Consider the following 15,043-nt stretch of genomic DNA (forward strand, 5'->3'; position numbering starts at 1 on the left):
AACCGGGGCGGCGCCGGTCAGCCGGGGTCGACGGGGAGCCGAGCGGTGTCGACGGCGAGGCCGCCCATGGAGGACGGAAGAACGACCTCCCCCTCGTAGGGCCGCTCCTCGCGGCGCAGGTAGGCGCCGGATTCGGGCGACCACATCTGGACGCAGACCGCCCGGTAGGGGTCGAAGAGCACGTAGAGCGGTATGCCGGCGACCGCGTAGAAGCCCGCTTTGTCCTCATAGTCCCGCCGGACGCTGCTGGGAGAGACGATCTCGACGGCGATCTCGATGAGGTCAGGGGGGTACTCCGCCAGGTTCTTCGCCTCCTCCTCCCGGGGGATCAGCGCCAGGTCTGGGCAGAGCTCGCTGTCCAGTTCGGGGAAGGGGAACTTGACGTCGCTGACGAACTCCCATTCGGCGCCGACCTGCGGGTCGAGCTGGTTCCAGAGCAGGCGCATCGTCTTGTTGTGCGCCGGCCGGACCGGACTCATCATGATGCGCCCCCGGATGATCTCCACCTTGTACCCGTCGATCTCTTCGCCGAGCCGACGCAGCGTGAAGTGCGCCCGGTCGAGCACAGAGGACATCAGGCCACCTCCTCCCGTCTCGGCTCCATCGTAGGCCGATGTCCGAGGCGCGGACCAGGTTTCAGGGCAGCAGCCCGTGCCTGCGGGCCTCGGCGACCGCTTCGGTGCGGGTGTGGGCGCCCAGGCGGCGCATGGCCGAGCGGAGGTAGGACTTGACGGTCTCCGGGCTCAGGCCGAGCCGGGCCGCGGTGTCGGCGTTGGTGCAGCCCAGGGCGGTGCAGGCGAGCACGTCGAGTTCGCGCGGGGCGAGCCGGGGGGCGCCCTCGGCGGGGGCCGGGGAGGCGGCGGCGTCCATCCGGGCGCACACCTCCAGCAGCCGGTCGCGCAGCGCCGGGTCGCCCACCTCGGCGGCGGCCGCGCGGAGTTCGGCGTTGAGCGCGCGCACCTCGGCCCAGTGCGGGGCGGCCGGGCCGGAGTCCGCGGCGGCGGCGCGGGCCCGCTCCACCTCGGCGGCGCGGCGGCGGGCGTCGTCCCGGACGGCGATGCGCTGCCCGGCGTCGCGGGCGGCCGCGGCGAACGCGGCGACGGTGCGCTCGCCCAGCGGCACCGAGCGGCGCAGGCCGCCCAGCAGCACCCCGCGGGACCGCCCGGCCACCACCACGGGCGCCGCGACCAGTGCCTTCAGCCCTTCGGTGCGGACCGGGCCGTCGTACTCGTGGCTGATCTGGCGGGCCGCCAGGTAGTCCGGCACCCACAGCGGCCGCAGCTCGGTCAGCGCCTTGCCGCCCAGGCCGCGGCCCGGGTCGATGACCAGATCGCGCAGCACGTCGGTGTCGGCGCCGGAGATCTCGGTGTAGTGGGCGCGGCCGGTGGCCTGCACCGCGCCGCCGAACACCACCGGCAGGCCGCTCCCCCTGCGCAGCGCGGGCAGCGCCGCCCTGATCTCCGCGGCGTCCTCGCGTGCGGGCATGGACCTCATCGCGCTCTCCGGGAACGGGGACCGCCCGCCGTGCGCGGGGGCCCGGCACTCCCCCCGTTCGGGGGTACTGAGACGTGGTTCACATCGGTGACGATCGTAGTGCGTCCGCGCGCCCGGAGGCCATGCGCGCGCGGATTCCGACGGCGACCCACGGGAGCAGACCATGCCGAAGTCCTACGCGAGCGGCGTCTCGGACACCCCCCTGCTCGGGGAGACGATCGGGGAGAACCTGGACCGGGCGGTGGCCTCGTTCGGGGATCGCGAGGCCCTGGTCGACGTGGTCTCGGGGCGGCGGTGGACCTACGCCGAGTTCGGCCGGGCGGTGGACGAGGCGGCGCGGGCGCTGCTCGCGGCGGGCGTCGCCAAGGGCGACCGGGTGGGCGTCTGGTCGCCGAACCGGCCGGAGTGGACCCTGGTGCAGTACGCGACCGCGAAGGTCGGCGCGGTCATGGTCAACATCAACCCGGCCTACCGCCGGCACGAGCTGGAGTACGTGCTGAACCAGGCCGGGGTGCGGATGCTGGTGTCGGCGCAGCGGCACAAGAGCAGCGACTACCGGAGGATGGCCGAGGAGACCGCCCCGGCGGTGCCGTCGCTGAAGGAGCTGGTCTTCTTCGACGACCCGTCGTGGAACAGGCTGCTGGCCGGGGCGGCGTCGGTGGACTGCGCCGAGGTCGCCGCGCGTGCCGCGGAGCTCTCCTGCGACGACCCGATCAACATCCAGTACACCTCGGGCACCACCGGGTTCCCCAAGGGCGCGACGCTGTCCCACCACAACATCGTGAACAACGGCTTCTTCGTCGGCGAGCTGCTCCGCTACACCGAGGAGGACCGGATCTGCCTGCCGGTCCCGTTCTACCACTGCTTCGGCATGGTGATGGGCAACCTCGCCGCGACGACCCACGGCGCGTGCATGATCATCCCGTCGCCGTCCTTCGAGCCGGCCGCCGCCCTGGCCGCCGTCTCGGCGGAGCGCGCCACCTCGCTGTACGGGGTCCCGACCATGTTCGTCGCCGAGCTGGGCCTGCCCGGCTTCGCCTCCTACGACCTGTCCACGCTGCGCACCGGCATCATGGCCGGCTCGCCGTGCCCGGTGGAGATCATGAAGCGGGTGGTCTCCGAGATGAACATGTCCGAGGTGGCGATCTGCTACGGGATGACGGAGACCTCGCCGGTGTCCACCCAGACCCGGGTCGACGACGACCTGGAGCGGCGGACCGCGACCGTGGGCCGGGTGATGCCGCACGTGGAGGTGAAGGTGGTGGACCCGGCGACCGGGGTGACGGTGCCCCGCGGCGAGGCCGGCGAGCTGTGCACCCGGGGCTACTCGGTGATGCTGGGCTACTGGGACGACCCGGAGCGCACCGCCGAGGTGATCGACTCCGGCCGGTGGATGCACACCGGCGACCTGGCGGTGATGCGCGAGGACGGCTACCTGTCGATCGTCGGCCGGATCAAGGACATGGTGATCCGCGGCGGGGAGAACGTCTACCCGCGGGAGATCGAGGAGTTCCTGCACACCCACCCGAAGATCGCCGACGTCCAGGTGATCGGGGTGCCGGACGCCAAGTACGGCGAGGAGGTGATGGCCTGCGTCGTCCCGGCGGACCCGGCCGACCCGCCCACCGCCGAGGAGATCGCCGCGTTCTGCGCCGACCGGCTGGCGCACTACAAGGTGCCGCGCTACGTGCGCACCGTGGAGTCCTTCCCGATGACGGTCAGCGGCAAGGTCCGCAAGGTGGAGATGCGCGCCTGGGCCGCCCGGGAGCTGGGCCTGGACGGCGGCGCCTGAGGCCGCCCGGGGCGCGGTCCGGCCCGCCGCGGGGGGCGGCGGGCCGGGCCGGGCTCAGACCCGGTCCAGGAAACCGCCGTCGACCACCAGGTTGGCGCCGCTGGTGAAGGCGGACACCGGGCTCGCCAGGAAGGCGACGGCGCGGGCCACCTCCTCGGGGCGGCCCAGCCGGCCGGCCGGGATCCCCGAGCGGATGGACTCGTAGAAGGCCGGGTCGTTCTCCTTGCGGCGGGCCCACCCGCCGCCGGGGAACTCGATCGGCCCGGGGGAGACCGTGTTCACCCGGACGCCCTCGCGGGGCAGGGCTCGGGCGAGCGAGGCCGCGTAGTGGTTGAGCGCCGCCTTGACCGGCCCGTAGGGCTTGGGGCCGGACGGCGGACCGGTGTGCAGCGCCGAGGTGGTCGAGATGAGCACCACCGAGCCGCCGCGCTCCGAGGCGGCCAGGTGCGGGCGGGCCCGCTCGGTCATCCGCACGAACGGCATCAGGTCGGTGTCGTAGGAGGCCTGCCAGTCGGCCGAGCTGCCCGCCGAGACGTTGGAGACGAGCACGTCGATGCCGCCCAGTTCGGCGGCTGCACCGTCCAGGAAGGAGTGGAGCGCGCCGGTGTCGGCGACGTCCAGCGCCCGGTGGAAGACGCGCGCCCCGGTCCCGCGGAGCTCCTCCGCGGCCTCGGCGAGCGGCTCCGGTGAGCGGGCGCACAGCGCCAGGTCGGCGCCCTCCTCGGCGAGGACCTGCGCGATGGCCCGGCCGATGCCCCGGCTGGCACCGGTGACGACGGCTCTGGCCCCCTTGAGGCCGAGATCCATGGCTCCTGCTCCCTTCAGGTCGGTCGGTTCCCGACGGAGAACGGGCGGGCGCCCCCTCACGGTGGAGGGGGCGCCCGCCCGTGTCGTCCGGTGCGCCCAGGCTACGCGGCCGCGGCGGGGCCGCGCCAAGCGGGCCCGCTCAGGCGCCGGTGGAGTGGAAGCCGCCGTCGACGTGCACGATCTCGCCGGTGGTGGCGGGGAACCAGTCGGACAGCAGCGCCACCACGGCCTTGGCGGCGGGCTCCGGGTCGGTGGTGTCCCAGCCCAGCGGGGCGCGCTCCGGCCAGTGCTTAGCCAGCTCGTCGAAGCCGGGGATGCTGCGCGCCGCCATGGTGCGCAGCGGGCCGGCCGAGACGAGGTTCACCCGGACCCGCTGCTCGCCCAGGTAGCGGGCGAGGTAGCGGGCGGTGGAGGTGAGCGCGGACTTGGCGACGCCCATCCAGTCGTAGATCGGGTAGGTGATGCTGTTGTCGAAGTCCATCGCGACGACCGAGCCGCCGTCCTTGAGCAGCGGCAGCACCGCGGTGGTCAGGGACTTCAAGGAGTAGGCGGAGGTGTGCACCGCGGTGGCGACGTCCTCCCACGGGGTCTCCAGGAAGTTGCCGCCCAGGCCGGTCTGCGGGGTGAAGCCGATCGCGTGCACGATCCCGTCCAGCCCGTCGACGTGCTCGGAGACGCGCTCGGCGAGGCTGGCCAGGTGGCCCTCGTCGGTGACGTCGAGCTCCAGCACCGGCGGGGCGTCGGGCAGCCGCTGGGCGATCCGCTCGACCAGGCTCAGCCGGCCGTAGCCGGTGAGCACCACGGTGGCGCCCTGCTCCTGGCAGAGGCGGGCCACGTGGAAGGCGATCGACGAGTCCGTGATCACCCCGGTGACCAGGATGCGCTTGCCCTCGAGAATTCCCATGAAAATCCTTCTCAGCTGTTCTACGCGTGGGGCCCGGAGGCGGTGCTAGTGGCCCATCCCCAGGCCGCCGTCGACCGGGATCACCGCGCCGGTGATGTAGGCGGCGTCCTCGCTGGCGAGGAAGCGCACCGTCTTGGCGATCTCCTCGGTGGAGCCGTACCGGCCCAGGGGGATGTTCTTCTTGATCTCCGCCTGGCGCTCCTCGGGCAGGGCGGCGGTCATGTCGGTCTCGATGAAGCCCGGCGCCACCACGTTGACCGTGATGTTGCGCGAGCCCAGCTCGCGGGCGAGGGAGCGGGCGAAGCCCACCAGCCCGGCCTTGGAGGCCGCGTAGTTGGCCTGGCCCCCCGAGCCCATCAGGCCGACGACCGATGAGGTCAGGACGATGCGGCCGGTGCGCTTGCGCATCATGCCGCGGACCGCGCGCTTGGCGACGCGGAAGGCGCCGGTGAGGTTGGTGTCCAGGACCGAGGAGAAGTCCTCCTCGCTCATCAGGGCGAGGAGCTGGTCCTTGGTGATGCCGGCGTTGGCCACCAGCACCTCGACCGGGCCCTGCTCCTCCTCGACCCGCTTGAAGGCCGCATCGACCTGCGCGGAGTCGGTGATGTCGCAGTGCACGCCGAAGAGCCCCTCCGGGGGTTCGCCGGAGCGGTGCGTGACGGCGACGGCGTCGCCGCCTGCGGCGAGCTCGCGGGCGATGGCCAGGCCGATCCCCCGGTTGCCACCGGTGACCAGTGCCGAGCGGGTCATGAGTCGGGCACCTCCGTACGCGCCGGCCGGGCGCGATAAGACCTTGTCAGAACGGACAGCAGCGTATCCGAGCTACCGAGCGGTACGAGAACGGCGGAGTCGCGGCCCCCGCTCCCGGGTAGGGGTGGGGTGCCGCGGCCCTCCCCGCTCCCCGCCCGGCGGCGCGGGCGGAGCCGCGCCGCAGCGGAGGGAGCGCAGCCATGGCGGAGGCCAGCACGGCCGGCCCTGTCGATTTCGCCACCTACGGCGACTACGGGGACTCGCTGACCCGGCCGAAGGGGGACTCCTTCCGGCGGCCCCGCTACCGTTTCGGCGGCCGGATCGGCTCGGAGGAGTTCCCCGCCGAGGCCGGCCGGTACCGGCTCTACGTCTCCTACGCCTGCCCGTGGGCGCACCGGTCGCTCATCGTGCGCGCGCTGAAGGGCCTGGAGGAGGCGGTGTCGGTCGCCGTCGTCGACCCGGTCCGGGACGGCCGCGGCTGGGCGTTCCGCGAGGGGCCCGGCCACGGGCCGGACACCGTCGGCGGGTTCGCGTTCCTGCGCGAGCTGTACGAGGAGACCGAGCCCGGCTACGACGGGCACGTCTCGGTCCCGGTGCTGTGGGACACCCGGACCCGGCGCATCGTCAGCAACCGCTTCGACGAGATCACCCTGGACCTCAACGCCCGCTTCGACGACTGGGCGGCGCGTCCGGGGACCGACCTGTACCCGGCCCCGCTGCGCGCCGGGATCGACGAGGTGAACGCGCACGTCTACGCCGCGGTCAACAACGGGGTGTACCGGTGCGGCTTCGCGCCGACCCAGCAGGCCTACGACGAGGCCGCGGCCGAGCTGTTCGGCGCGCTGGACGGACTGGAGCGGCGGCTGGCCGGCCGGCGCTACCTGATGGGCGACGCCCTGACCGAGGCCGACGTGCGGCTGTGGGTGACGCTGGCCCGCTTCGACACCGTCTACCTCACCCATTTCAAGACCAACCTGCGCCGGCTGGCCGACCACCCGAACCTGTGGGGCTACACCCGGGACCTGTACTCCCTGCCGGCGTTCCGCGGCACCACCGACTTCGACCACATCCGGCGGCACTACTACCTGACCCACGCGGCGCTCAACCCCAAGCGGATCGTCCCGGTCGGACCGCGGCCGGACTTCGCTGCCCCGCACGACCGGGCCCGGCTGGGCGCGGCGCCGCGCGACCGGGAGCGCGCCTCCGGCTGAGAGTCCGTCGGGTGTGCGAGCGGTCCCCCGGAGCGCCCGGGTGCGGGCCGGGGAAAGCGGCGGCCCGGGGCCCGGCGCCGCCGCGGCCGCCGCGGGGAGGTCTCGCGGGGGCGGGCCCCGCGGCGGGCCGCGTACCGCGCCGCTCCCTCGCCGGTCTCGGTGTCACGGGGGCACCGGAGCGCTCCGACACCCCCCGCAACGCCAAGGCCAGCGGGGACGGGCGGTGTGCGCCTCCGGCGCGGGCCGGCCGCACCGGGGGCGGGCGGGGAAGGGCGGGGCGGCCCCACCGGGCGGCCGGCCGGACACCCGGCAGCCTCTGAGACGCGGCCCGGAGGCCGCCGCTCAGAGCCGGTGCAGCCGCTCGAGCCCGCTGTCCACCAGGCCGGGGACGGCTTCGCCGATGCGCTCGAAGTCGGCGCCGACCGTCTTGCCCCGGGTGAACCGGTAGTGGATGCCCTCCAGGATCACCGCGAGCTTGAAGAAGGCCAGGGCGGTGTAGAAGTCGAACCGGCCCAGGTCCCGCCCGGAGCGCTCGGCGTACCGCTGGACCAGCTCGTCCACGGCGGGGAAGCCCTCGGCGCGGGAGGCGTCGCCGACGCCGGGGACCGAGGGCTGCTCGGTGCCGCTGTACACCGCGATCAGCGCGAGGTCGGTGAGCGGGTCGCCCAGGGTGGACATCTCCCAGTCGAGCACCGCGGTGATCCGGTGCCGGCCGCCGGCCTCGGCGACCAGGGCGTTGTCCAGCCGGTAGTCGCCGTGCACGATGGTCGGCGCGGGCGAGGCGGGCAGCCGCTCGGCCAGCCCGGCGCGCAGCTCGTCGATGCCGGGCAGCTCCCGGCTGCGCGAGGCGTCCAGCTGCTTGCCCCACCGGCGGACCTGGCGCTCCAGGAAGCCCTCGGGGCGGCCGAAGTCGGCGAGGCCGACCTCGGCGGGGTCCACCGCGTGCAGGTCGACCAGGGTGTCCACCAGGTCGAGCACGACCGCCCGGGTGCGCTCCGGGCCGAGCTCGGCGAGCCGGTCGGCCTCCCGGTAGGGGGTGCCCTCGACGAAGTCCATCACGTAGAACGGCGCGCCGAGCACCTCGGGGTCGGTGCAGAGCAGCCGGGTGGCGGGGACCGGGACCGAGGTGGGCGCCAGCGCGGTGATCACCCGGTACTCGCGGCCCATGTCGTGCGCGGTGGGCAGCACGTGGCCCAGCGGCGGCCGGCGCACCACCCAGCGGGAGGCGCCGTCGGAGACCTCGTAGGTGAGGTTGGACCGCCCGCCGGCGATCAGCCGCGCGCGCAGCTCCCCGGCGACCGCGCCCGGCCGCTCGGCGTCCAGGTGGGCGCGGAGCCGCGCCAGGTCGAGCCCCGGTGGATCGATCCCGCCCTTGTCCACGCGTGCCTCCGTTCGCTCGTCGATGCGGCGACCAACATACCACTTGGTCTGTCGCCGTCCCGGCGCCTCCCCCGCCCCATCCGGCCCCCCGCGCCACGGAATCCGGGTAGGAGGATTGCGTTTCTTCTTCGCGTAATGAAGGTTTCTTTCTAGGCTGGCACTCTCGGCACCCGGCCGCTCACCCGCCGGGGCCCGACCTTCGCCGGAAGGAGCAACGTTGGCGAACCCGCACCGGGCCGCCGGACCGTCCGGACCGGACCGTCCCCCGCACCCGATCCCCCGCGACCGCGCACTTCCCCGCTTCGGCGCCCTCGGCGGCGCCCTGGCCCTGCTGATGACCGGCTCCCTGCTCGGCGCCCCGGGCGCGCACGCCGCGCCGGACGGCGGCGGGGAGGACCGGGCCTGCTCCCCCGCCCCGGACGCGCCGCCCAAGCGGCAGATGCGCGCCGAGTGGATCGCCGGGGTGCAGAACATCGACTGGCCCAGCGAGTCCGGGCTCAGCCCCGAGGCCCAGCAGGCCGAGCTGGCCGACCTGTACGACGAGGCCGCGGAGAACGGCCTCAACGCGGTCTTCGTGCAGATCCGCCCGACCGCGGACGCCTTCTGGCCCTCCCCGCACGAGCCGTGGTCGGAGTGGCTCACCGGGGAGCAGGGCCGCGATCCCGGCTACGACCCGCTCGCCTTCGCGGTCGAGCAGGCGCACGCGCGCGGCCTGGAGTTCCACGGCTGGTTCAACCCGTACCGGGTCGCCATGCACGACGACCCGTCCCGGCTGGTGGCCGACCACCCCGCCCGGCGCAACCCGGACTGGGTCTTCGCCTACGGCGGGAAGCTCTACTACGACCCCGGGCTGCCCGAGGTCCGCGCGTTCGTGACCGAGGCGATGATGGACGCCGTCGAGCGGTACGACATGGACGGCGTCCACTTCGACGACTACTTCTACCCGTATCCGGTGGCGGGCGAGGAGATCCCCGACGGCGACACCTTCGCCGAGCACGGGCGGGGCTTCGACGACATCGGGGACTGGCGGCGGGACAACGTGAACCTGCTGATCCGGGAGATGGACGCCGCGGTGCACGAGGCCAAGCCGCACGTGAAGTTCGGCGTCAGCCCGTTCGGCATCTGGCGCAACTCCTCCAGCGACCCGAACGGCTCCGACACCTCCGGCTTCGAGTCCTACGACGGGATCTACGCCGACAGCCGGACCTGGGTGCGCGAGGGCTGGGTCGACTACATCAACCCGCAGGTCTACTGGGAGATCGGGCTCCGCGTTGCCGACTACGCGGTGCTCGTCCCCTGGTGGGAGGGGGTGACCGAGGGCACCGGGGTGCACCTCTACATCGGCCAGGCCGCCTACAAGGCCGGCAACGCGGGCGCCTGGTCCGACCCCCGGGAGCTCGCCGACCACCTCGCCTTCAACCGGGACCACCCGGGGGTGCAGGGCGACGTGTTCTTCAGCGCGACGTCGCTGCGGACCAACGCCGCGGAGGCGATGGAGATCGTGTCCGCCGAGCACTACGCGCACCCGGCGCTGATCCCGCTCAAGGAGGACCTGGGCGGCGAGGCGCCCTCGGCCCCGTCGGTGACCGGCGCCGAGGCGGGCGGGGGCGGCACCGAGCTGACCGTGGAGGCCGGCCCGGGCGACGCCCCGGCGGCCTACGCCGTCTACGGCTTCGACGGCGTCCCCGATCCCGGCGAGCAGCTCTGCGGCCTGGACGACCCGCGCAACATGGTCGGCACGGTGCCCGCGGAGGAGGGCCGGACCGTCTTCACCGCCCCCGGCGACACCGGGGACCGCACCTACTACGTGACCGCCCTGGACCACCTGCACCACGAGAGCGAGCCGAGCGGCCCGCGGTACGTGGAGTGATCCGCCCCGAGGGGGCCGCCGCGGCGCGGCGGCCCCCTCGGCACGCACGGGCCCCGGCCGCTCCGCTGCGTCCCGGCGGGTCACGGTCGGGGCACGAAGGCGGCTGGGGAGATTGACATACCGGCCAGTCGGTCTCACTCTGTTCCGAAGCCGGAGCACCCCGGTCGCCTCCGGCTCCCCCAGGTCATACCGACCCCAGGAGGCCCGGTCATGTCCGAAGTCCCCACCGGCGAGCCCACCTCCCCCTCCGAAGCGGTCCCGCTGCGGACCCGCAGGATCGTCGCCGGAGCGGCGGCGGCCACCGCGACGGTGGAGTGGTACGAGTTCTTCGTGTTCAGCGTCGCTGCGGCCCTGGTGTTCGGGTCGCTGTTCTTCCCCGAGTTCAGCCCGGTGGCCGGCGTGCTGGCGTCGTTCGCGACGTTCGCGGTCGGCTTCCTGGCCCGCCCGCTGGGCGGCGTGATCGGCGGGCACCTCGGCGACACGTACGGCCGCAAGCCGGTGCTGGTGTGGGCGCTGGTCGCCATGGGCGTCGCCACCACCCTGATCGGCCTGCTCCCCTCCTACCCCGCCGCCGGGATGGCCGCGCCGGCCGCCCTGGTGGCGCTCCGCCTGGTGCAGGGCATCGCGGTCGGCATGCAGTGGGGCGGCGCCGCGCTGCTGGCCACCGAGTACGCCCCACCGGGCCGCCGCGGGCTGTACGGCAGCATGGTGCAGATGGGCGTCCCGATCGGCCTGGTCCTGGCCTACGCCCTGTTCTTCGCGGTCGGCTTCGCCACCGGCGACGCGGCCTTCATGGCCTGGGGGTGGCGGATCCCCTTCCTGCTCGGCTCCCTGGTGCTGGTGCTGGCCTGGGTGATCCACCGCACCGTCGAGGAGACCCCCGACTTCCGCGCCGCCGCCGCGCGGCAGGCCGGGCCGTCCTCGCCCCTCCGCGACGTGCTCCGCCGCCACAAGGCCACCGTGCTGCTGGCCGCGCTCAGCTTCGCGGTCAACACCGCGACCTTCTATGTGCTGGTCACCGGGATCCTCGACTACGCCACCCGCGAGCTCGGGGTGGCCTTCGAGTCGATCCTGGCGGTCGCCCTGGGGCTGAGCCTGCTCCAGCTTCCGCTGATGCCGCTGGCCGCCGCGGTCTCCGACCGGATCGGCCGGATCAGGGTCTACACCTTCGGCATCGTCGGGCTGTGCCTGTGGGCCGTCCCGCTCTTCCTGATGGTGGACACCGGCGAGATCTGGATCATGGCGGCGGGCATGCTCGTCGCCGGGGTCTTCCTGAGCATCATGTACGCGCCGCAGGCCGCGCTCTTCGCCGAGCTGTTCGACGCCGAGGTGCGCTACACCGGGGCCTCGCTGGGCTACCAGATCGCCTCGGTGGCCGGCGGCGGGCTCGCCCCGATCGTGATGGTGGCGCTGCTGGACGCCACCGGCACCTCGATGGCGGTCTCGGCCTACCTGATCGGCCTGGGGCTGCTGGCGCTGCTCTCGGTGCGGCTGCTGGTCACCGGCCGGGGCCGGGCGGACCGCCTCCGGGCCGGGGGCGCGGCGCGCTGACCCGGAGCTAGCGTCCCATCGCCCGCAGCACGAGGGCGACCGCGCGGTGCAGGTCGATCTCGTCCCGCAGCGCCTGGACCGGGAGGCCGTCCTCCTCTTCCAGGACCGCCAGGAAGATGTGCTCCACCCCGACGACCGGGCGGCCGCCCCGCTCCGGCATGCCGTGCAGGGCGGCCAGGCGGGCCGCCTCGTGCAGCACCTTCGCCGCGCGCGGGGTCAGCGGGGCGTCCGGGGGGCTCGGGGCCCGGCCGCTCCCGCCGGGCTCCGCCCCGGGAGCGCTCATCCCCCCATCGCGGCCGCGCCGCCGCCGGGCCGCAGGGCGTCCAGCAGCAGCGTCGCGTAGTGGCCGCCGATCTCCTCGGCGGTCAGCTCGCCGTCCGGCCGGTACCAGGTGCTCAGATGGTGCACGCTGCCGAAGTAGAAGTCGACGACGATGTCGGCCGGCACCCGGTCGGTGAAGACGCCCTGCTCCTGGCCCTCGGTGACGAGCGAGCGGAACAGCTCGTGGTAGCGGCGCCGCTCGGCGCGGACCTCGCGCTGCTTGTCCTCGCTGAGCTGGTGCAGCGAGCGGAAGAAGATGGTGGCGTCGTCCAGGTTGGCGATGGTGGTCACCACCACGTCGGCGGCCGCGCGGCGGACCCGCTCCCGCACCGGGCCGCCCTCGGCGGCCACCGCCTCCAGGCGCTGCATCTGCATCCGCAGCACCCGGGCGTAGATCTCGGCCAGCAGGTCGTCCTTGGAGTCGAAGTAGTGGTACATCGCCCCCTTGGTGACCTCCGCCGCGGCGACGATCTCCTGAACGGAGGTGCGGTCGAACCCCTTGTCCGCGAAGAGTCGGGTGGCGACCGCCAGCAGGCGGCGCGGAACGGGGCTCTCGGGAGGAGCGGCGGCGAGCAGCGCGGTGTCGGACGCGGCCGACTGCTCGCCTCGACCGCCGCGGGTACGCACGGCCACGGCACGGCCTTTCTGTCGGGACGGAACGGACCGCCTTGGCCCGTCGGGCTGGTTCAGCCCCGCCGAAGGGCTTGAGCACACAATAGACCGATCCGCGGGGCGCGATCGGCCGCAGCGGGTGACGCCGGTCACTCTCGGCCGGGGAGGGCGCCCGGCCCTGCGGGTTTCCGCCCGGCGGGCACCGGGTGTTACTACTGGGTTCGGGACGATCACCCGCTCACGTCCCGCTAAGGAAGATGACGCAGACCCGCCCCTCTCCCTCTCCTTCTCCGGCCGCACCGCCCCGGCTCCGCCGCACCCGCGCGCCGGAGCCGGCCGGGCCGGAGCACCCGCCCGCCCCCGGTCCGGCGCGGCCCGCCGCCCCGCGCCGGCTGCACGGCCTCGACCTGGCCCGGTGGATCGCCGTCGCCGGGATGCTGGTGATCCACTTCGGCCCGCCCTTCCTCGAGTCCGGACCGCTCGCCACGATCGTCGCCACCTACGCCTGGGGCAGGTCCACGATCCTCTTCGCGTTCCTGGCCGGCGTCTCCCTCGCCCTGTTCACCGGCGGGGCGGCGGTGCACCGGGGGCGGCGGGCGCGCACCGGAGCGGCCCGGGTCGCGGTGCGCGGCGCCGCGCTGGTGCTGATCGGCTGGGGGCTGCACGCGGTCGTGACCGCGGGCGGCAGCAACCTGACCGTCATCATCACCTTCTACGGGCTGTACTTCCTGCTGGCGATCCCGCTGCTGCGGCTGAGCGCCCCCTGGGCGGCCGCCGCCGCGGCGGCGGCGTTCGCCATCGGCCCGCAGCTGCTGTTCGCGCTGCGCCGGTCGGCCGAGGAGGGCGGCGCGGCGGCCGGCCTGACCCGGGCCGTCGAGGCGCACGACCCGGGGCACCTGCTGGCCGGGCAGGGCCTGATGGAGCTGGCCGTGCACGGCTACTATCCGGCGCTGGCCTACCTGCCGGCGGTGCTGGCCGGGCTGGCGGTCGGCCGGCTCGACCTGCACTCGCCGCTGGTCCGGGCGCGCCTGGCCGCCTTCGGCATGGTGGTGGCCTTCCTCTCCTACCGAACCTCCTGGCACGCCTGGTACAACTACGGCCTCATCGGCGAGCTGGGCGCCCGGGAGGAGGTCGTCGGCTCCGTCCCCACCGGCGACGCGCGCTGGCTGCTCACCGACATGCCGCACAGCGCGACCACGCCCGAGGTGCTGGGCGGGACCGGGGTGGCGATGGCGGTGCTGGCCTGCTGCCTCGGCCTGGCCGACCGCCTCCCCCGGCTGACCGCGCCGCTCAGCGCCGCCGGCTCCATGGCGCTCACCGTCTACGCGGTGCACGCGGTGGTGATGGCCTGGCAGGCGACGCTGCCCGAGGGCGCCGGCGGCCTGGTCGGGCTGGTGAACCGGGAGATGTCCGAGGTGTACCTGGTGGGCTCGGTGGCGGCGGCGGTGCTGTGGCGCCGCACGCTGGGGCGCGGCCCGCTGGAGGCGGGGGTGTCGGAGCTGGCGAAGGCGGTCGCCCCCGGCCCGCGCAGCCCGGCGCACGCCCGCAGGAGGGCGCGGAGGCGCCTGCTCCGCCGCTGACCCGCCTCCCGGCCCCGGCGGCGGCCGGGAGGGTCAGACCCAGCCGGCGTCGTGCGCCAGGATCGCGGCCTGCACCCGGTTGGCCATGCCCAGCTTCGACAGGATCCGGCTGACGTGCGCCTTGACCGTGGCCTCCCGCATGCCCAGCTCGCGGCCGGCCTCGGCGTTGGACATGCCGCGGGCCACCGCGACCAGCACGTCGCGCTCGCGCCCGCTGAGCACCGCCAGCCGGGTCCGGGCCTGCTCGGAGGTGGGGGAGGCGGGGGCGGTGAACCGCTCCAGCATCCGCTTGGTGACGCTCGGCGCGAGCATCGCGTTGCCCTCGTACACGGTCCGCACCGCGCCGATCAGGTCGCGCGGCGGGGTGTCCTTGAGCAGGAAGCCGACCGCGCCGACGCGCAGCGCCTCGTGCACGTACTCGTCGAGGTCGAAGGTGGTCAGCAGGACCACCCTGGGCGGGTCCGGCAGCCCGGTGATCTCCGCCGCCGCGGCCAGGCCGTCCATCCCGGGCATCCGGATGTCCAGCAGCATCACGTCGGGGCCGGCCTCCCGGGCGATCCGCACCGCTTCGGCGCCGTCCGAGGCCTCCCCCACGACCTCGATGTCCCCGGCCGAGTCGAGGATCATCTTCAGCCCCGAGCGCACCAGCTGCTCGTCGTCGACCAGGACCGTGCGGATCACGGCGGCTCCCTCTTCCGTTCTGCGGACGCCCTGCTCTGCGCGACGCTAGCGCACCCCGGGGCCGGGCCGCGCCGCGCGGCGTGCCCCGGT

At 74.3% G+C, this 15,043-nt stretch carries 14 protein-coding genes; 5 read left to right on the forward strand and 9 right to left on the reverse strand.

Annotated elements, in window-relative coordinates; all coding sequences use genetic code 11:
• Positions 1-17 precede the first annotated feature (17 nt).
• Together J0910_RS20815 and J0910_RS20820 are read right to left on the reverse strand one after the other, a co-directional pair.
• A complete protein-coding gene (locus J0910_RS20815; protein WP_420160224.1) occupies positions 18-575 on the reverse strand; it encodes a Uma2 family endonuclease in 558 nt (185 codons plus the stop codon).
• 61 nt (positions 576-636) lie between these two features.
• A complete protein-coding gene (locus tag J0910_RS20820) occupies positions 637-1,494 on the reverse strand; it encodes a response regulator transcription factor (protein WP_420160225.1) in 858 nt (285 codons plus the stop codon).
• Positions 1,495-1,657: 163 nt separating this feature from the next.
• On the opposite strand from J0910_RS20820, the gene J0910_RS20825 reads away from it, so the two are divergent.
• Positions 1,658-3,286: an AMP-binding protein gene (locus J0910_RS20825; RefSeq protein WP_420160226.1), complete on the forward strand. Its 1,629-nt coding sequence runs from the start codon at positions 1,658-1,660 to the stop codon at positions 3,284-3,286.
• Between the two features lie 54 nt (positions 3,287-3,340).
• Here J0910_RS20825 and J0910_RS20830 read toward each other — a convergent pair whose 3' ends face one another.
• From J0910_RS20830 to fabG, 3 genes are all read right to left on the reverse strand, one after another.
• A complete protein-coding gene (locus J0910_RS20830; RefSeq protein ID WP_420160227.1) occupies positions 3,341-4,093 on the reverse strand; it encodes an SDR family NAD(P)-dependent oxidoreductase in 753 nt (250 codons plus the stop codon).
• Positions 4,094-4,232: 139 nt separating this feature from the next.
• On the reverse strand, positions 4,233-4,997 hold the full coding sequence (gene fabI, locus J0910_RS20835) for an enoyl-ACP reductase FabI (protein WP_420160228.1): 765 nt from the start codon (positions 4,995-4,997) through the stop codon (positions 4,233-4,235).
• A gap of 45 nt (positions 4,998-5,042) precedes the next feature.
• On the reverse strand, positions 5,043-5,747 hold the full coding sequence (fabG, locus tag J0910_RS20840) for a 3-oxoacyl-[acyl-carrier-protein] reductase (protein WP_420160229.1): 705 nt from the start codon (positions 5,745-5,747) through the stop codon (positions 5,043-5,045).
• 200 nt (positions 5,748-5,947) lie between these two features.
• On the opposite strand from fabG, the gene J0910_RS20845 reads away from it, so the two are divergent.
• Positions 5,948-6,958: a glutathione S-transferase family protein gene (locus J0910_RS20845; RefSeq protein WP_420160230.1), complete on the forward strand. Its 1,011-nt coding sequence runs from the start codon at positions 5,948-5,950 to the stop codon at positions 6,956-6,958.
• 342 nt (positions 6,959-7,300) lie between these two features.
• Here J0910_RS20845 and J0910_RS20850 read toward each other — a convergent pair whose 3' ends face one another.
• A complete protein-coding gene (locus tag J0910_RS20850) occupies positions 7,301-8,338 on the reverse strand; it encodes a phosphotransferase family protein (protein ID WP_420160231.1) in 1,038 nt (345 codons plus the stop codon).
• A gap of 217 nt (positions 8,339-8,555) precedes the next feature.
• On the opposite strand from J0910_RS20850, the gene J0910_RS20855 reads away from it, so the two are divergent.
• A complete protein-coding gene (locus J0910_RS20855; RefSeq protein WP_420160232.1) occupies positions 8,556-10,208 on the forward strand; it encodes a glycoside hydrolase family 10-like protein in 1,653 nt (550 codons plus the stop codon).
• A gap of 210 nt (positions 10,209-10,418) precedes the next feature.
• Complete coding sequence (locus J0910_RS20860) at positions 10,419-11,759, forward strand: MFS transporter (RefSeq protein WP_420160233.1); 1,341 nt, start codon at positions 10,419-10,421, stop codon at positions 11,757-11,759.
• A 7-nt stretch (positions 11,760-11,766) separates the two neighbouring features.
• Here J0910_RS20860 and J0910_RS20865 read toward each other — a convergent pair whose 3' ends face one another.
• Entirely contained in the window at positions 11,767-12,042 is a 276-nt protein-coding gene (locus tag J0910_RS20865; protein ID WP_420160234.1) for a Clp protease N-terminal domain-containing protein, read from the reverse strand.
• Complete coding sequence (locus J0910_RS20870) at positions 12,039-12,713, reverse strand: TetR/AcrR family transcriptional regulator (protein ID WP_420160235.1); 675 nt, start codon at positions 12,711-12,713, stop codon at positions 12,039-12,041. Before J0910_RS20870 ends, J0910_RS20865 begins: the two co-directional genes overlap by 4 nt.
• Before the next feature lie 236 nt (positions 12,714-12,949).
• Here J0910_RS20870 and J0910_RS20875 point away from each other — a divergent pair, with 236 nt between their 5' ends.
• The gene (locus tag J0910_RS20875; protein WP_420160236.1) at positions 12,950-14,272 is read left to right on the forward strand and encodes a heparan-alpha-glucosaminide N-acetyltransferase domain-containing protein; all 1,323 of its coding nucleotides are present in this window, start codon (positions 12,950-12,952) and stop codon (positions 14,270-14,272) included.
• A 33-nt stretch (positions 14,273-14,305) separates the two neighbouring features.
• On the opposite strand, the gene J0910_RS20880 is transcribed toward J0910_RS20875, so the two are convergent.
• Complete coding sequence (locus tag J0910_RS20880; protein WP_420160237.1) at positions 14,306-14,953, reverse strand: response regulator; 648 nt, start codon at positions 14,951-14,953, stop codon at positions 14,306-14,308.
• Positions 14,954-15,043: the final 90 nt, after the last annotated feature.

This window comes from Nocardiopsis oceanisediminis (assembly GCF_048595525.1).
Lineage (GTDB): Bacteria > Actinomycetota > Actinomycetes > Streptosporangiales > Streptosporangiaceae > Nocardiopsis_A > Nocardiopsis_A oceanisediminis.